The 14,196-nt window shown below is 65.8% G+C and carries 26 protein-coding genes; all 26 read left to right on the top strand.

Translation table 11 applies throughout. The features are described 5' to 3' along the window. The first annotated feature begins 8 nt into the window (after positions 1 to 8). The 26 genes from rplB to rplQ all read left to right on the top strand — a co-directional run bounded on the left by rplB (position 9) and on the right by rplQ (position 14,142). Positions 9 to 845, top strand: a complete 837-nt coding sequence (gene rplB / locus ACFYYT_RS11330) for a 50S ribosomal protein L2 (protein WP_008739715.1) — start codon at positions 9 to 11, stop codon at positions 843 to 845. A gap of 12 nt (positions 846 to 857) precedes the next feature. Then, entirely contained in the window at positions 858 to 1,139 is a 282-nt protein-coding gene (rpsS, locus tag ACFYYT_RS11325) for a 30S ribosomal protein S19 (RefSeq protein ID WP_008739713.1), read from the top strand. Positions 1,140 to 1,182: 43 nt separating this feature from the next. Continuing rightward, the gene (rplV, locus tag ACFYYT_RS11320; RefSeq protein ID WP_214946990.1) at positions 1,183 to 1,530 is read left to right on the top strand and encodes a 50S ribosomal protein L22; all 348 of its coding nucleotides are present in this window, start codon (positions 1,183 to 1,185) and stop codon (positions 1,528 to 1,530) included. Continuing rightward, positions 1,530 to 2,372 carry a 30S ribosomal protein S3 gene (gene rpsC / locus ACFYYT_RS11315; protein ID WP_008739710.1) on the top strand — a complete coding sequence of 281 codons (843 nt, stop codon included), beginning with the start codon at positions 1,530 to 1,532 and terminating at the stop codon, positions 2,370 to 2,372. Before rplV ends, rpsC begins: the two co-directional genes overlap by 1 nt. Positions 2,373 to 2,377: 5 nt before the next feature. Further along, on the top strand, positions 2,378 to 2,797 hold the full coding sequence (gene rplP / locus ACFYYT_RS11310) for a 50S ribosomal protein L16 (RefSeq protein ID WP_030026326.1): 420 nt from the start codon (positions 2,378 to 2,380) through the stop codon (positions 2,795 to 2,797). Next, positions 2,797 to 3,021: a 50S ribosomal protein L29 gene (gene rpmC / locus ACFYYT_RS11305; protein WP_008739703.1), complete on the top strand. Its 225-nt coding sequence runs from the start codon at positions 2,797 to 2,799 to the stop codon at positions 3,019 to 3,021. Before rplP ends, rpmC begins: the two co-directional genes overlap by 1 nt. Then, complete coding sequence (rpsQ, locus tag ACFYYT_RS11300; RefSeq protein WP_136229680.1) at positions 3,021 to 3,302, top strand: 30S ribosomal protein S17; 282 nt, start codon at positions 3,021 to 3,023, stop codon at positions 3,300 to 3,302. Before rpmC ends, rpsQ begins: the two co-directional genes overlap by 1 nt. A 106-nt stretch (positions 3,303 to 3,408) precedes the next feature. Continuing rightward, positions 3,409 to 3,777: a 50S ribosomal protein L14 gene (gene rplN / locus ACFYYT_RS11295; RefSeq protein ID WP_008739701.1), complete on the top strand. Its 369-nt coding sequence runs from the start codon at positions 3,409 to 3,411 to the stop codon at positions 3,775 to 3,777. 2 nt (positions 3,778 to 3,779) lie between these two features. Continuing rightward, entirely contained in the window at positions 3,780 to 4,103 is a 324-nt protein-coding gene (gene rplX, locus ACFYYT_RS11290) for a 50S ribosomal protein L24 (RefSeq protein WP_351821600.1), read from the top strand. Beyond that, positions 4,103 to 4,654, top strand: a complete 552-nt coding sequence (gene rplE, locus ACFYYT_RS11285; RefSeq protein ID WP_030154702.1) for a 50S ribosomal protein L5 — start codon at positions 4,103 to 4,105, stop codon at positions 4,652 to 4,654. The genes rplX and rplE overlap by 1 nt, the downstream gene beginning before the upstream one ends. Before the next feature lie 5 nt (positions 4,655 to 4,659). Continuing rightward, positions 4,660 to 4,845 (top strand): type Z 30S ribosomal protein S14, encoded by a 186-nt coding sequence (locus ACFYYT_RS11280; RefSeq protein ID WP_003956452.1) that lies wholly within the window; start codon positions 4,660 to 4,662, stop codon positions 4,843 to 4,845. Positions 4,846 to 5,067: 222 nt separating this feature from the next. Beyond that, complete coding sequence (gene rpsH / locus ACFYYT_RS11275) at positions 5,068 to 5,466, top strand: 30S ribosomal protein S8 (RefSeq protein ID WP_007265911.1); 399 nt, start codon at positions 5,068 to 5,070, stop codon at positions 5,464 to 5,466. Between the two features lie 20 nt (positions 5,467 to 5,486). After that, the gene (gene rplF, locus ACFYYT_RS11270; RefSeq protein WP_351821604.1) at positions 5,487 to 6,026 is read left to right on the top strand and encodes a 50S ribosomal protein L6; all 540 of its coding nucleotides are present in this window, start codon (positions 5,487 to 5,489) and stop codon (positions 6,024 to 6,026) included. Positions 6,027 to 6,028: 2 nt separating this feature from the next. Beyond that, on the top strand, positions 6,029 to 6,412 hold the full coding sequence (rplR, locus tag ACFYYT_RS11265; RefSeq protein ID WP_030026334.1) for a 50S ribosomal protein L18: 384 nt from the start codon (positions 6,029 to 6,031) through the stop codon (positions 6,410 to 6,412). A 45-nt stretch (positions 6,413 to 6,457) separates the two neighbouring features. After that, the gene (gene rpsE / locus ACFYYT_RS11260) at positions 6,458 to 7,060 is read left to right on the top strand and encodes a 30S ribosomal protein S5 (protein ID WP_351821608.1); all 603 of its coding nucleotides are present in this window, start codon (positions 6,458 to 6,460) and stop codon (positions 7,058 to 7,060) included. After that, a complete protein-coding gene (rpmD, locus tag ACFYYT_RS11255) occupies positions 7,060 to 7,242 on the top strand; it encodes a 50S ribosomal protein L30 (protein ID WP_053682614.1) in 183 nt (60 codons plus the stop codon). Before rpsE ends, rpmD begins: the two co-directional genes overlap by 1 nt. A 2-nt stretch (positions 7,243 to 7,244) precedes the next feature. Next, positions 7,245 to 7,700, top strand: coding sequence for a 50S ribosomal protein L15 (rplO, locus tag ACFYYT_RS11250; protein ID WP_053682613.1), 456 nt, complete (start codon positions 7,245 to 7,247; stop codon positions 7,698 to 7,700). A 189-nt stretch (positions 7,701 to 7,889) separates the two neighbouring features. Beyond that, positions 7,890 to 9,203, top strand: a complete 1,314-nt coding sequence (gene secY / locus ACFYYT_RS11245) for a preprotein translocase subunit SecY (protein WP_351821610.1) — start codon at positions 7,890 to 7,892, stop codon at positions 9,201 to 9,203. After that, entirely contained in the window at positions 9,203 to 9,850 is a 648-nt protein-coding gene (locus ACFYYT_RS11240; RefSeq protein ID WP_351821613.1) for an adenylate kinase, read from the top strand. Before secY ends, ACFYYT_RS11240 begins: the two co-directional genes overlap by 1 nt. Before the next feature lie 94 nt (positions 9,851 to 9,944). Beyond that, positions 9,945 to 10,796: a type I methionyl aminopeptidase gene (gene map / locus ACFYYT_RS11235; RefSeq protein WP_351821616.1), complete on the top strand. Its 852-nt coding sequence runs from the start codon at positions 9,945 to 9,947 to the stop codon at positions 10,794 to 10,796. 142 nt (positions 10,797 to 10,938) lie between these two features. Next, complete coding sequence (gene infA / locus ACFYYT_RS11230) at positions 10,939 to 11,160, top strand: translation initiation factor IF-1 (protein ID WP_003956442.1); 222 nt, start codon at positions 10,939 to 10,941, stop codon at positions 11,158 to 11,160. Positions 11,161 to 11,234: 74 nt separating this feature from the next. After that, positions 11,235 to 11,348 (top strand): 50S ribosomal protein L36, encoded by a 114-nt coding sequence (rpmJ, locus tag ACFYYT_RS11225; protein ID WP_003956441.1) that lies wholly within the window; start codon positions 11,235 to 11,237, stop codon positions 11,346 to 11,348. Between the two features lie 200 nt (positions 11,349 to 11,548). Continuing rightward, a complete protein-coding gene (gene rpsM, locus ACFYYT_RS11220; protein ID WP_351821620.1) occupies positions 11,549 to 11,929 on the top strand; it encodes a 30S ribosomal protein S13 in 381 nt (126 codons plus the stop codon). Between the two features lie 54 nt (positions 11,930 to 11,983). Then, the gene (rpsK, locus tag ACFYYT_RS11215) at positions 11,984 to 12,388 is read left to right on the top strand and encodes a 30S ribosomal protein S11 (RefSeq protein WP_003956432.1); all 405 of its coding nucleotides are present in this window, start codon (positions 11,984 to 11,986) and stop codon (positions 12,386 to 12,388) included. Positions 12,389 to 12,530: 142 nt separating this feature from the next. After that, the gene (locus ACFYYT_RS11210) at positions 12,531 to 13,553 is read left to right on the top strand and encodes a DNA-directed RNA polymerase subunit alpha (RefSeq protein WP_008739666.1); all 1,023 of its coding nucleotides are present in this window, start codon (positions 12,531 to 12,533) and stop codon (positions 13,551 to 13,553) included. Positions 13,554 to 13,650: 97 nt separating this feature from the next. Further along, positions 13,651 to 14,142 carry a 50S ribosomal protein L17 gene (rplQ, locus tag ACFYYT_RS11205; protein WP_351821623.1) on the top strand — a complete coding sequence of 164 codons (492 nt, stop codon included), beginning with the start codon at positions 13,651 to 13,653 and terminating at the stop codon, positions 14,140 to 14,142. The last annotated feature ends 54 nt before the right edge of the window (positions 14,143 to 14,196 follow it).

The following is a 14,196-nucleotide window of genomic DNA, read 5'->3' as shown; positions in this document are numbered from 1 at the left end:
ACTGAGAAATGGGTATCCGCAAGTACAAGCCGACGACCCCGGGCCGTCGTGGCTCCAGCGTCGCCGACTTTGTCGAGATCACGCGGTCCACGCCGGAGAAGTCGCTGGTTCGCCCCCTGCACAGCAAGGGCGGCCGTAACAACACCGGTCGGATCACCGTTCGCCACCAGGGTGGTGGACACAAGCGCGCCTACCGCGTGATCGACTTCCGTCGTCACGACAAGGACGGCGTGCCGGCCAAGGTCGCGCACATCGAGTACGACCCCAACCGCACCGCGCGCATCGCGCTCCTGCACTACGCGGACGGCGAGAAGCGCTACATCATCGCGCCGAAGGCTCTGAAGCAGGGCGACCGGATTGAGAACGGCCCCACGGCCGACATCAAGCCCGGTAACAACCTCGCGCTCCGCAACATCCCGGTCGGTACCACGATCCACGCGATCGAGCTCCGTCCCGGTGGTGGCGCCAAGTTCGCCCGTTCCGCGGGCGCCTCCGTGCAGCTGCTGGCGAAGGAGGGCACCATGGCCCACCTCCGCATGCCGTCGGGCGAGATCCGTCTCGTCGACGCGCGCTGCCGCGCCACGGTCGGCGAGGTCGGCAACGCCGAGCAGTCGAACATCAACTGGGGCAAGGCCGGCCGCATGCGCTGGAAGGGCGTTCGCCCGTCCGTCCGCGGTGTCGCGATGAACCCGGTTGACCACCCGCACGGTGGTGGTGAGGGCAAGACCAGTGGTGGTCGCCACCCGGTCTCCCCGTGGGGTCAGAAGGAGGGTCGTACTCGCTCGCCGAAGAAGGCTTCGAGCAAGTACATCGTCCGCCGCCGCAAGACGAACAAGAAGCGCTAGGAGCGGGTTTAGATGCCGCGCAGTCTCAAGAAGGGGCCCTTCGTCGACGACCACCTCGTAAAGAAGGTGGACGTCCAGAACGAAGCCGGCACCAAGAACGTCATCAAGACCTGGTCCCGTCGCTCGATGATCATCCCCAGCATGCTGGGTCACACCATCGCGGTGCACAACGGCAAGACCCACGTCCCGGTGTTCGTCACCGAGTCGATGGTCGGCCACAAGCTCGGCGAGTTCTCGCCGACTCGCACCTTCCGCGGCCACGTCAAGGACGACCGGAAGTCGAAGCGCCGCTAAAGGCGGGGTGGTTACGACTATGACTTACACCGAAGGGACAACCATGGAAGCCAGGGCCCAGGCGCGGTACATCCGCGTCACGCCCATGAAGGCCCGCCGAGTGGTGGACCTTATCCGTGGCATGGATGCCACGGAGGCTCAGGCGGTCCTGCGTTTCGCCCCGCAGGCCGCGAGCGTGCCGGTTGGCAAGGTGCTGGACAGCGCCATTGCCAATGCCGCACACAACTACAACCACCCGGACGCCACCACGCTGGTCATCAGCGAGGCGTACGTGGACGAGGGCCCGACCCTGAAGCGGTTCCGTCCGCGTGCCCAGGGCCGTGCCTACCGGATCCGCAAGCGGACCAGCCACATCACCGTGGTCGTCAGCAGCAAGGAAGGTTCCCGGTAATGGGCCAGAAGGTAAACCCGCACGGGTTCCGGCTCGGCATCACCACCGACTTCAAGTCGCGTTGGTACGCCGACAAGCTGTACAAGGACTACGTCAAGGAAGACGTCGCCATCCGCAGGATGATGACGTCCGGCATGGAGCGCGCGGGCATCTCGAAGGTTGAGATCGAGCGCACCCGTGACCGCGTGCGTGTGGACATCCACACCGCTCGTCCGGGCATCGTCATCGGCCGCCGTGGCGCCGAGGCCGACCGCATCCGCGGTGACCTCGAGAAGCTCACGGGCAAGCAGGTCCAGCTGAACATCCTCGAGGTCAAGAACCCCGAGCTCGACGCTCAGCTGGTTGCCCAGGCCGTTGCCGAGCAGCTTTCCTCCCGCGTCTCCTTCCGTCGTGCCATGCGCAAGAGCATGCAGGGCACGATGAAGGCCGGCGCCAAGGGCATCAAGATCCAGTGCGGCGGTCGCCTCGGCGGCGCCGAGATGTCCCGCTCCGAGTTCTACCGCGAGGGTCGTGTGCCGCTGCACACGCTGCGCGCGAACGTGGACTACGGCTTCTTCGAGGCCAAGACCACCTTCGGCCGTATCGGTGTGAAGGTCTGGATCTACAAGGGCGACGTCAAGAACATCGCCGAGGTTCGCGCCGAGAACGCTGCGGCCCGTGCGGGTAACCGCCCGGCCCGTGGCGCGCAGGGCGCTGGCGACCGTCCCGCCGGCCGTGGTGGCCGTGGTGGCGAGCGCGGCGGCCGTGGTGGCCGCAAGCCGCAGCAGGCTGCTGGTGCCGAGGCCCCCAAGGCCGACGCTCCCGCCGCCGCTCCGGCTGAGAGCACCGGAACGGAGGCCTGACCGACATGCTGATCCCTCGTAGGGTCAAGCACCGCAAGCAGCACCACCCGAAGCGCCGCGGTATGGCCAAGGGCGGTACTGAGGTCTCGTTCGGCGAGTACGGCATCCAGGCGCTCACCCCCGCCTACGTGACGAACCGCCAGATCGAGGCGGCTCGTATCGCGATGACCCGCCACATCAAGCGTGGCGGCAAGGTCTGGATCAACATCTACCCGGACCGTCCGCTGACGAAGAAGCCTGCCGAGACCCGCATGGGTTCCGGTAAGGGTTCTCCCGAGTGGTGGATCGCGAACGTGCACCCGGGCCGGGTCATGTTCGAGCTGTCCTACCCGAACGAGAAGATTGCTCGTGAGGCGCTCACCCGCGCTGCTCACAAGCTTCCGATGAAGTGCCGGATTGTTCGGCGCGAGGCAGGTGAGTCGTGATGGCGACGGGAACCAAGGCGTCCGAGCTGCGTGAGCTCGGCAACGAGGAGCTCGTTGGCAAGCTGCGCGAGGCCAAGGAGGAGCTGTTCAAGCTCCGCTTCCAGGCGGCCACGGGTCAGCTGGAGAACAACGGCCGGCTCAAGTCCGTCCGTAAGGACATCGCTCGCATCTACACCCTGATGCACGAGCGTGAGCTCGGTATCGAGACGGTGGAGAGCGCCTGATGAGCGAGAACAACGTGACTGAGAAGACCGACCGCGGCTTCCGCAAGACCCGTGAGGGTCTGGTCGTCAGCGACAAGATGGACAAGACCGTCGTCGTCGCCGTCGAGGACCGCGTCAAGCACGCCCTGTACGGCAAGGTCATCCGCCGTACGAACAAGCTCAAGGCGCACGACGAGCAGAACGCTGCCGGCGTCGGCGACCGCGTCCTCATCATGGAGACGCGTCCGCTGTCGGCGAGCAAGCGCTGGCGCATCGTCGAGATCCTCGAGAAGGCCAAGTAAGCACCTGAGGGGTTTCCCTTAGGTTCGTTCCGCCAGGCTCGGTGGGGGCTGCCGCTCTTCGGAGTGAAGCCCCCGCCGGGAACCGGCAGACAAACAGGAGATACACGTGATCCAGCAGGAGTCGCGACTGCGTATCGCCGACAACACTGGTGCCAAGGAAATCCTTTGCATCCGTGTTCTCGGTGGTTCCGGTCGCCGCTACGCGGGCATCGGTGACGTCATCGTCGCCACCGTCAAGGACGCGATCCCCGGTGGCAACGTGAAGAAGGGTGACGTCGTCAAGGCGGTCATCGTTCGCACCGTCAAGGAGCGTCGCCGCCAGGACGGCTCGTACATCCGCTTTGACGAGAACGCCGCCGTCATTCTGAAGAACGACGGCGACCCTCGCGGCACCCGTATCTTCGGCCCGGTGGGCCGTGAGCTGCGCGAGAAGAAGTTCATGAAGATCATCTCGCTCGCGCCGGAGGTGCTGTAAGCATGAAGATCAAGAAGGGCGACCTGGTTCAGGTCATCACCGGTAAGGACAAGGGCAAGCAGGGCAAGGTCATCGCGGCCTTCCCCGCCAACGACCGCGTCCTCGTCGAGGGTGTCAACCGGGTCAAGAAGCACACCAAGGCCGGCCAGACCGCTGGTGGGTCGCAGACCGGTGGCATTGTGATCACCGAGGCGCCGGTCCACGTCAGCAACGTTCAGCTGGTCGTGGAGAAGGACGGCCAGAAGGTCGTCACCCGCGTCGGTTTCCGCTTCGACGACGAGGGCAACAAGATCCGCGTTGCCAAGCGGACGGGTGAGGACATCTGATGGCTACCACTCCGCGTCTCAAGACGAAGTACCGCGAGGACATCGCGGGCAAGCTGCGTGAAGAGTTCTCCTACGAGAACGTCATGCAGATCCCCGGCCTCGTGAAGATCGTGGTCAACATGGGTGTGGGCGACGCCGCCCGCGACTCCAAGCTGATCGACGGCGCCATCCGCGACCTGACGACGATCACCGGTCAGAAGCCGGCCGTCACGAAGGCCCGCAAGTCCATCGCGCAGTTCAAGCTGCGCGAGGGTCAGCCGATCGGCTGCCACGTCACCCTCCGTGGTGACCGCATGTGGGAGTTCCTGGACCGTACGCTGTCGCTCGCGCTGCCGCGTATCCGTGACTTCCGTGGTCTGTCGCCGAAGCAGTTCGACGGCCGTGGCAACTACACCTTCGGTCTCACGGAGCAGGTCATGTTCCACGAGATCGACCAGGACAAGATCGACCGTACCCGGGGTATGGACATCACCGTGGTCACCACGGCGACCAACGACGCTGAGGGCCGCGCGCTCCTTCGTCACCTCGGCTTCCCCTTCAAGGAGGCGTAAGCGAGATGGCGAAGAAGGCTCTCATCGCGAAGGCTGCCCGCAAGCCCAAGTTCGGTGTGCGTGCGTACACCCGCTGCCAGCGCTGCGGTCGCCCCCACTCCGTGTACCGCAAGTTCGGCCTGTGCCGCGTCTGCCTTCGTGAGATGGCTCACCGTGGCGAGCTGCCGGGCGTGACCAAGAGCTCCTGGTAATTCCCTCTGTCCGCAAGGACTTGAGGAGTACCAGGCACTCTCGGTAAGCATCTGGTCGGCGGATGCCCGGCCGCGCATGCCTTAGGCTTGTGTGGTTGGGCGTCCGCCGCCCATAACGACTTACTACGCCGTAGGTCCCCGCGCCGCACCCGTCCCGCCTCTGAGTGGGGAGAGGGATGGCGCATACAGGAAACCCCGGCGAGAGAGGCCGAAGGCCACTTCATGACCATGACTGACCCGATCGCAGACATGCTCACTCGTCTGCGTAACGCTAACTCGGCGTACCACGACACCGTCGTGATGCCGCACAGCAAGATCAAGTCGCACATCGCGGAGATCCTCAAGCAGGAGGGTTTCATCACCGGCTGGAAGGTCGAGGACGCCGAGGTCGGCAAGAACCTCGTCCTCGAGCTGAAGTTCGGGCCGAACCGTGAGCGCTCCATCGCGGGCATCAAGCGGATCTCGAAGCCCGGTCTGCGCGTGTACGCGAAGTCCACCAACCTGCCGAAGGTCCTCGGCGGCCTGGGCGTGGCGATCATCTCCACGTCCCACGGTCTCCTGACCGGCCAGCAGGCAGGCAAGAAGGGCGTAGGTGGGGAAGTCCTCGCCTACGTCTGGTAGTCGGGAACGGAGGAAAAGCAATGTCGCGAATCGGCAAGCTCCCCATCCAGGTTCCCGCCGGTGTGGACGTCACCATCGTCGGCCAGACGGTCTCCGTGAAGGGCCCCAAGGGTGCTCTCGCGCACACCGTCAAGGCGCCGATCGAGATCGTCAAGGGTGAGGACGGCGTTCTGAACGTCACCCGCCCGAACGACGAGCGTCAGAACAAGGCCCTGCACGGCCTGTCCCGCACGCTGGTGGCGAACATGATCACCGGCGTGACCACGGGGTACGTCAAGGCTCTCGAGATCAGCGGTGTCGGTTACCGCGTCGCCGCGAAGGGCTCCGACCTGGAGTTCCAGCTTGGCTACAGCCACCCGATCCTGATCGAGGCGCCCGAGGGCATCTCGTTCAAGGTCGAGTCGCCCACCAAGTTCTCGGTCGAGGGCATCGACAAGCAGAAGGTCGGCGAGGTCGCCGCCAACATCCGCAAGCTGCGGAAGCCCGACCCGTACAAGGCCAAGGGTGTCAAGTACGCCGGCGAAGTCATCCGCCGCAAGGTCGGAAAGGCTGGTAAGTAGCCATGGCATACGGTGTGAAGATCGCCAAGGGCGACGCGTACAAGCGTGCCGCCAAGGCTCGCCGCCACATCCGCATCCGCAAGAACGTCTCGGGTACGGCGGAGCGTCCGCGCCTCGTCGTGACGCGTTCCAACCGCAACATCGTTGCTCAGGTCATCGACGACCTCCAGGGTCACACCCTGGCGTCGGCGTCGACCCTGGACGCTTCGATCCGCGGTGGCGAAGGCGACAAGAGCGCCCAGGCCCAGGCTGTCGGCGCGCTCGTCGCCGAGCGTGCCAAGGCCGCGGGTGTCGAGACCGTCGTGTTCGACCGCGGTGGCAACCGATACGCCGGGCGCATTGCCGCTCTGGCTGACGCCGCCCGCGAAGCCGGGCTGAAGTTCTAAGCCCCGGTTCCGGGACTCACGGACGTAACAGAGAGAGGTAATCCAATGGCTGGACCCCAGCGCCGCGGAAGCGGTGCCGGTGGCGGCGAGCGGCGGGACCGGAAGGGTCGCGACGGTGGCCCTGCCGCCGAGAAGACCGCTTACGTTGAGCGCGTCGTCGCGATCAACCGCGTCGCCAAGGTTGTCAAGGGTGGTCGCCGCTTCAGCTTCACCGCGCTGGTCGTGGTGGGCGACGGTGACGGCACCGTAGGTGTCGGTTACGGCAAGGCCAAGGAAGTTCCCGCGGCCATCGCCAAGGGTGTCGAGGAAGCCAAGAAGTCCTTCTTCAAGGTTCCGCGCATCCAGGGCACGATCCCTCACCCGATCACGGGCGAGCGTGCCGCGGGCGTCGTGCTGCTGAAGCCGGCTTCCCCCGGTACCGGTGTTATCGCCGGTGGCCCGGTGCGCGCCGTTCTGGAGTGCGCCGGCGTTCACGACATCCTGTCGAAGTCGCTCGGCTCTTCGAACGCGATCAACATCGTGCACGCGACCGTGGCGGCCCTCAAGGGCCTCCAGCGTCCCGAGGAGATCGCGGCTCGCCGTGGTCTGCCCCTCGAGGACGTTGCCCCGGCGGCGCTCCTTCGTGCACGTGCTGGGGCGGGTGTCTAATGGCCCGCCTCAAGATCACGCAGACGAAGTCGTACATCGGCAGCAAGCAGAACCACCGCGACACGCTGCGTTCGCTCGGGCTCAAGCGCCTGAACGACGTCGTCGTCAAGGAGGACCGCCCCGAGTTCCGCGGAATGGTGCAGACCGTCCGCCACCTCGTGACGGTTGAGGAGGTTGACTAATCATGGCTGAGAACAGCCCGCTGAAGGCCCACAACCTCCGTCCCGCCCCCGGCGCCAAGACCGCGAAGACCCGTGTCGGTCGTGGTGAGGCGTCGAAGGGTAAGACGGCCGGTCGTGGTACGAAGGGCCAGAAGGCCCGTTACCAGATCCCGCAGCGCTTCGAGGGCGGGCAGATGCCCCTCCACATGCGTCTGCCGAAGCTCAAGGGCTTCAAGAACCCGTTCCGCACCGAGTTCCAGGTCGTGAACCTGGACAAGCTCGGCGCTCTCTACCCCGAGGGTGGAGAGGTCACGGTGGCCGACCTGGTCGCCAAGGGCGCGGTTCGCAAGAACAGCCTCGTCAAGGTCCTGGGCCAGGGCGAGATCTCCGTGGCGCTGCAGGTTTCGGTTGACGCCGTCTCCGGCTCCGCCAAGGAGAAGATCGCCGCTGCCGGCGGCACCGTCACCGAGCTCGTCTAAGACGAAAAACTCGGTGACAAATAGCTAGAAACCCGACCGGGGATGCCTCACATATGGGGCATCCCCGGTTGGTCGTTCCACGGGGGGCGCAGACGCCGGTAAGGTGGCCTGCACCTTTGCTTGTACGTATTCGTCGATCCCTCAGACCGTCACCTCTGACGCAGTAGCGCGGGGGTCGCAGGAGGCACCGTGCTCACCGCGTTCGCCCGGGCGTTCAAGACGCCCGACCTGCGCAAGAAGCTGCTCTTCACGCTCGGCATCATCGTGCTGTATCGGCTCGGGTCCCACATCCCGGTACCCGGCGTGAGCTACAAGAACGTTCAGATCTGTGTCGACTCGATGGGCACCAGCAACAGCCTCTTCGGTCTCGTCAACATGTTCAGCGGCGGTGCGCTGCTGCAGATCACGATCTTCGCGCTCGGCATCATGCCGTACATCACGGCCAGCATCATCCTGCAGCTGCTGACCGTGGTCATCCCGAAGCTGGAGAACCTCAAAAAAGAGGGTCAGTCCGGCACGGCGAAGATCACTCAGTACACGCGCTATTTGACGGTCGCGCTCGCGATCCTTCAGGGCACCGGCCTGGTCGCCACCGCGCGCACCGGCGCCCTGTTCGGTAGCTGCCCGGTCGCTCGGGAGATCGTCCCGAACCACTCGATCTTCACCACCGTCGTCATGGTGATCACCATGACCGCCGGCACCTGCGTCGTCATGTGGCTCGGTGAGCTCATCACCGACCGCGGCATCGGCAACGGCATGTCGATCCTCATGTTCATCTCCATCGCGGCCGGCTTCGTCGGCGCGCTGTGGACGATCAAGCTCCAGGGCAAGATCGCTGGAGGCTGGGTCGAGTTCGGCGTGGTCATCCTGGTCGGCCTCGCGATGGTGGCCCTGGTGGTCTTCGTCGAGCAGGCGCAGCGCAGGATCCCTGTTCAGTACGCCAAGCGCATGATCGGCCGCCGGGCTTACGGCGGTACGTCCACTTACATCCCGCTCAAGGTGAACCAGGCCGGTGTCATCCCGGTCATCTTCGCCTCGTCGCTGCTGTACATCCCGGCGCTGATCGTGCAGTTCAGCGGCTCGCAGGCCGGCTGGGCGGTCTGGATCCAGAAGCACTTCGTCAAGGGCGACCACCCGTACTACATCGCGGCCTACTTCCTCCTGATCGTGTTCTTCGCGTTCTTCTACGTGGCGATCTCGTTCAACCCCGAGGAAGTTGCGGACAACATGAAGAAGTATGGTGGCTTCATCCCGGGCATCCGCGCCGGCCGGCCCACCGCCGAGTACCTGAGCTACGTACTCAACCGCATCACGTGGCCCGGCTCGCTGTACCTGGGTCTGATCGCACTCGTGCCGACAATGGCGTTGGCGGGCTTCGGGGCGAACCAGAACTTCCCGTTCGGCGGGACGAGCATCCTCATCATCGTGGGTGTGGGTCTGGAAACCGTGAAGCAGATCGAGAGCCAGCTCCAGCAGCGCAATTACGAAGGGTTCCTCCGCTGATGCGAATCGTCCTCGTCGGACCTCCCGGTGCGGGCAAGGGAACGCAGGCCGCGTTCCTTGCCAAGAACCTGTCGATCCCGCACATCTCCACGGGCGACCTCTTCCGCGCCAACATCAGTCAGAACACGGAGCTCGGCCGTCGCGCGAAGGCGTTCATGGACGCCGGTGATCTCGTCCCCGACGAGATCACCATCGGGATGGCCAAGGACCGCATGGAGCAGCCGGACGCCGCGAACGGCTTCCTGCTCGACGGCTTCCCGCGGAACGTGTCTCAGGCCGAGGCCCTGGACGAGATGCTCAAGGGCGCGGGCATGAAGCTCGACGCCGTCCTCGACCTGGAGGTCGAGGAGGACGAGGTCGTCAAGCGGATCGCCGGCCGGCGGATCTGCCGCCTGGACTCCGCGCACGTCTTCCACGTGGCGTACGCGGCTCCGAAGGCCGAGGGCGTCTGCGACACCTGCGGCGGCGAGCTGTACCAGCGCGACGACGACTCCGAGGCGACGGTCCGCAACCGGCTGGAGGTCTACCACACGCAGACCGAGCCGATCATCGACTACTACAAGTCGCAGGGCCTCCTGGTGACGATCGCGGCCCTCGGTGAGGTGCACGAGATCACCAAGCGCGCGATGGACGCCCTGAAGAAGTAGTACCCCCTGTTGTGCAGGTACGGCCGCGGTGTCCCCAGGGCATCGCGGCCGTACTGTTGAGACGACCCGTTCCGAAGCTGGAAGGCACGCCCCCATGGTGCAGATCAAGACCCCCGAGCAGATCGCGAAGATGCGCGAGGCAGGGCTGGTCGTCGCCGCGATCCACGCGGCGACCCGTGAGGCGGCCGTGCCGGGCGCCACGACGCGGGATCTGGACATGGTGGCCCGGAAGGTGATCGCGGACGCGGGCGCCAAGTCGAACTTCCTCGGCTACGGCGGTTTCCCCGCGACCATCTGCACCTCGGTGAACGAGGTCGTCGTCCACGGCATCCCGGACGACAAGACGGTCCTCAAGGACGGCGACATCATCTCGATCGACGCCGGCGCGATCGTGGACGGCTGGCACGGCGACGCGGCGTACACGGCCTTCGTGGGCACGGGGCACGCGCCGGAGCTGATCGAGCTCTCGCGGGTGACCGAGGAGTCGATGTGGGCCGGCATCGCCGCCATGAAGCTCGGCAACCGCCTGGTGGACATCTCCAAGGCGATCGAGACGTACATCCGGCGCCAGCCGCGCCCGTCCACCGGTGAGCACAGCCTCGGCAAGTTCGGGATCATCGAGGACTACGGCGGCCACGGCATCGGTTCGGAGATGCACATGGACCCGCACCTGCTGAACTACGTCTCGCGCAAGCGCGGCAAGGGCATCAAGCTCGCGCCGGGCGTCTGCCTGGCGATCGAGCCCATGGTCTCCCTGGGCACCGCCCAGACGGAGGTCCTGGCGGACGACTGGACGGTCATCACGACGGACGGCACCTGGTCCTCGCACTGGGAGCACTCCATCGCCCTGACCGAGGCCGGTCCGATCGTCCTGACCAGCCCCGACTGTGGCAGGGCGAAGCTGGCGGAGTACGGGGTCACCACGGCTCCGGACCCGCTGGCGTAATGATCTACACTCTGGGGCACACTTTCCGGATTCGTCTTTCTGGGTGCCCTGACGTAGACTGACTCGTCGGCTCTCGTGCACTTCCATGCCTGCATGTGTGGCGCACGAAGCCGATCAAGGTAGCCGATTCGAAGGGCGAAGCGTGGCCAAGAAGCAAGGTGCCATCGAGATCGAGGGCACCGTGATCGAGTCCCTCCCGAACGCAATGTTCAAGGTGGAACTGCAGAACGGTCACAAGGTCCTCGCGCACATCAGCGGCAAGATGCGCATGCACTACATCCGCATCCTCCCGGATGACCGGGTCGTCGTGGAGCTGTCTCCGTACGACCTGACGCGTGGCCGGATCGTCTACCGGTACAAGTAGATCTTGTCCTCATTCCGGCCCGGACATCTCGTCCCGGTGCGGGTGGTGGCACTGACCCGGAGAACCTCACCAACATGAAGGTCAAGCCGAGCGTCAAGAAGATCTGCGACAAGTGCAAGGTGATCCGCCGTCACGGCCGGGTCATGGTCATCTGCGACAACCTGCGCCACAAGCAGCGCCAGGGCTGACGCACGCCGACCGACCTGCCTTCCGCAGTTCTTCGCGCGACGTAAGAAAACGTACATACGCAGAACCCGCCCAGCCCTGAGAGGGGCCGGCGGTACCTCCGGCGGGGGCCGGGGACCCGGGCGTACCATCACTCACTTTCGGGTGGTCGGCGGTCGGGGTCGGTTCTGCGGAAGACCCCCGAACACACAGGAGCCATTGAATGGCACGCGTTTCCGGTGTTGACATCCCGCGCGAAAAGCGTGTGGAGATCGCACTCACCTACGTCTTCGGTATCGGGCGCACCCGGTCCAAGGAGATCCTCGCCTCCACCGGCGTGAACCCCGACACCCGCGTTCGTGACCTGGCCGAAGAGGACCTCGTCAAGATCCGCGAGTACGTGGACGCCAACCTCCGTACCGAGGGTGACCTCCGCCGCGAGATCCAGGGCGACATTCGCCGCAAGATCGAGATCCAGTGCTACCAGGGCATCCGCCACCGTCGTGGCCTGCCGGTGCACGGTCAGCGCACCAGCACCAACGCGCGTACCCGCAAGGGCCCGCGTCGCGCGATCGCCGGTAAGAAGAAGCCGGGCAAGAAGTAGTCCTGTTCAGCGGTCTTGCGCTGTAGGACCGACCACCTCCCGTAGGAGATTTAGATGCCCCCCAAGGGTCGTCAGGGCGCTGCCAAGAAGGTGCGCCGCAAGGAAAAGAAGAACGTCGCTCACGGGCACGCCCACATCAAGAGCACGTTCAACAACACCATCGTCTCGATCACGGACCCCTCGGGCAACGTGATCTCCTGGGCCTCCGCCGGCCACGTCGGCTTCAAGGGCTCGCGCAAGTCCACCCCCTTCGCCGCGCAGATGGCCGCCGAGTCGGCCGCCCGCCGCGCGCAGGAGCACGGCATGCGCAAGGTCGACGTCTTCGTCAAGGGTCCCGGCTCCGGCCGTGAGACCGCGATCCGCTCCCTCCAGGCCACCGGCCTCGAGGTCGGCTCGATCCAGGACGTCACCCCCACCCCGCACAACGGCTGCCGCCCGCCGAAGCGCCGCCGCGTCTGACGCAGCGGACGCACCTGTGCGTCTTTGAGTGTCCGGGCGGTACGAACCCCTTCGGGGGGACGTGCCGCCCGTACCCTTGCTGTACCTGGTTCGACCCGTCGGACGTCAAATAGTGGGCGTCCACGACTGAAGGAACACAGACATGCTTATCGCTCAGCGTCCCTCGCTGACCGAAGAGGTCGTCGACGAGTACCGCTCGCGGTTCGTGATCGAGCCGCTGGAGCCGGGCTTCGGCTACACCCTCGGCAACTCGCTGCGTCGTACCCTCCTGTCCTCCATCCCGGGTGCCGCTGTCACCAGCATCCGCGTGGACGGCGTCCTGCACGAGTTCACCACCGTGCCGGGCGTCAAGGAAGACGTCACCGACATCATCCTCAACATCAAGCAGCTGGTCGTCTCCTCGGAGCACGACGAGCCGGTCGTGATGTACCTGCGCAAGCAGGGTCCCGGCCTGGTCACCGCTGCTGACATCGCGCCCCCGGCCGGTGTCGAGGTGCACAACCCGGACCTGGTCCTCGCCACGCTCAACGGCAAGGGCAAGCTGGAGATGGAGCTGACCGTCGAGCGCGGTCGCGGCTACGTCTCCGCCGTCCAGAACAAGCAGCTGGGCCAGGAGATCGGCCGCATCCCGATCGACTCCATCTACAGCCCGGTCCTCAAGGTCACCTACAAGGTCGAGGCGACCCGAGTCGAGCAGCGCACCGACTTCGACAAGCTGATCGTCGACGTCGAGACCAAGCAGGCCATGCGCCCGCGCGACGCCATGGCGTCCGCCGGCAAGACCCTGGTCGAGCTGTTCGGTCTGGCCCGCGAGCTCAACATCGACGCCGAGGGCATCGACATGGGCCCCTCGCCGACGGACGCGGCCCTGGCCGCCGACCTGGCGCTGCCGATCGAGGAGCTGGAGCTCACGGTCCGCTCGTACAACTGCCTCAAGCGCGAGGGCATCCACTCCGTGGGTGAGCTCGTGGCGCGTTCCGAGGCCGACCTGCTCGACATCCGCAACTTCGGTGCGAAGTCGATCGACGAGGTCAAGGCGAAGCTGGCCGGCATGGGCCTGGCCCTCAAGGACAGCCCGCCCGGATTCGACCCGACCGCCGCCGCCGACGCCTTCGGCGCCGACGACGACGCGGACGCCGGTTTCGTCGAGACAGAGCAGTACTGAGCTTCGGCTCGCAAGGAAGACTTTCCCGGGGCGTCCGCCCCGGGGGAACTGTCACCGGTACCTGACACGGCCGGTGCAGATATGAAGGAGTAACACCATGCCGCGTCCCGCAAAGGGTGCCCGTCTGGGCGGCAGCGCCGCGCACGAGAAGCACCTCCTCGCGAACCTCGCGAAGGCGCTCTTCGAGCACGGCCGCATCACCACCACCGAGGCCAAGGCCCGTCGCCTGCGTCCCTACGCCGAGCGTCTGGTCACCAAGGCCAAGAAGGGCGACATCCACAACCGTCGCCTGGTGCTGCAGACGATCACGGACAAGAGCATCGTGCACACGCTGTTCACCGAGATCGCCCCGCGCTACGAGAACCGCCCCGGTGGTTACACGCGCATCACCAAGATCGGCAACCGTCGTGGCGACAACGCCCCGATGGCGGTCATCGAGCTGGTCGAGGCCCTGACGGTCGCCCAGCAGGCCACTGGTGAGGCCGAGGCCGCCACCAAGCGCGCGGTGAAGGAGGCGGAGGCCAAGGCCGAGGCCCCCGAGACCGAGGCCGCCGAGGCGCCCGCCGCCGAGGAGACCAAGGAGGCCTGATCCCGCTCCGGGATCGAGCTTGCTTGATCGGCTCTGAACGGGCCCGCCCCCTTA

Origin of the sequence: Streptomyces sp. NPDC002032, from assembly GCF_042890765.1 — a bacterium.
Classification (GTDB): domain Bacteria; phylum Actinomycetota; class Actinomycetes; order Streptomycetales; family Streptomycetaceae; genus Streptomyces.
Note: the sequence above shows the minus strand (reverse complement) of the source record. Positions and strands in the feature narration are given on the sequence as shown.

Coding starts and splice junctions, on each gene's coding strand:
- ACFYYT_RS11280 (WP_003956452.1), top strand. CDS start 4,660: ATGGCGAAGAAGGCTCTCATCGCGAAGGCTGCCCGCAAGCCCAAGTTC.
- ACFYYT_RS11210 (WP_008739666.1), top strand. CDS start 12,531: ATGCTTATCGCTCAGCGTCCCTCGCTGACCGAAGAGGTCGTCGACGAG.
- rplF (WP_351821604.1), top strand. CDS start 5,487: ATGTCGCGAATCGGCAAGCTCCCCATCCAGGTTCCCGCCGGTGTGGAC.
- rpmJ (WP_003956441.1), top strand. CDS start 11,235: ATGAAGGTCAAGCCGAGCGTCAAGAAGATCTGCGACAAGTGCAAGGTG.
- ACFYYT_RS11240 (WP_351821613.1), top strand. CDS start 9,203: ATGCGAATCGTCCTCGTCGGACCTCCCGGTGCGGGCAAGGGAACGCAG.
- rpsQ (WP_136229680.1), top strand. CDS start 3,021: ATGAGCGAGAACAACGTGACTGAGAAGACCGACCGCGGCTTCCGCAAG.
- rpsK (WP_003956432.1), top strand. CDS start 11,984: ATGCCCCCCAAGGGTCGTCAGGGCGCTGCCAAGAAGGTGCGCCGCAAG.
- rplR (WP_030026334.1), top strand. CDS start 6,029: ATGGCATACGGTGTGAAGATCGCCAAGGGCGACGCGTACAAGCGTGCC.
- rplX (WP_351821600.1), top strand. CDS start 3,780: ATGAAGATCAAGAAGGGCGACCTGGTTCAGGTCATCACCGGTAAGGAC.
- rpsE (WP_351821608.1), top strand. CDS start 6,458: ATGGCTGGACCCCAGCGCCGCGGAAGCGGTGCCGGTGGCGGCGAGCGG.
- rpsM (WP_351821620.1), top strand. CDS start 11,549: ATGGCACGCGTTTCCGGTGTTGACATCCCGCGCGAAAAGCGTGTGGAG.
- rplP (WP_030026326.1), top strand. CDS start 2,378: ATGCTGATCCCTCGTAGGGTCAAGCACCGCAAGCAGCACCACCCGAAG.
- rplB (WP_008739715.1), top strand. CDS start 9: ATGGGTATCCGCAAGTACAAGCCGACGACCCCGGGCCGTCGTGGCTCC.
- rpmD (WP_053682614.1), top strand. CDS start 7,060: ATGGCCCGCCTCAAGATCACGCAGACGAAGTCGTACATCGGCAGCAAG.
- rplQ (WP_351821623.1), top strand. CDS start 13,651: ATGCCGCGTCCCGCAAAGGGTGCCCGTCTGGGCGGCAGCGCCGCGCAC.
- rplO (WP_053682613.1), top strand. CDS start 7,245: ATGGCTGAGAACAGCCCGCTGAAGGCCCACAACCTCCGTCCCGCCCCC.
- rpsH (WP_007265911.1), top strand. CDS start 5,068: ATGACCATGACTGACCCGATCGCAGACATGCTCACTCGTCTGCGTAAC.
- rpmC (WP_008739703.1), top strand. CDS start 2,797: ATGGCGACGGGAACCAAGGCGTCCGAGCTGCGTGAGCTCGGCAACGAG.
- rpsS (WP_008739713.1), top strand. CDS start 858: ATGCCGCGCAGTCTCAAGAAGGGGCCCTTCGTCGACGACCACCTCGTA.
- map (WP_351821616.1), top strand. CDS start 9,945: ATGGTGCAGATCAAGACCCCCGAGCAGATCGCGAAGATGCGCGAGGCA.
- rplE (WP_030154702.1), top strand. CDS start 4,103: ATGGCTACCACTCCGCGTCTCAAGACGAAGTACCGCGAGGACATCGCG.
- rpsC (WP_008739710.1), top strand. CDS start 1,530: ATGGGCCAGAAGGTAAACCCGCACGGGTTCCGGCTCGGCATCACCACC.
- rplV (WP_214946990.1), top strand. CDS start 1,183: ATGGAAGCCAGGGCCCAGGCGCGGTACATCCGCGTCACGCCCATGAAG.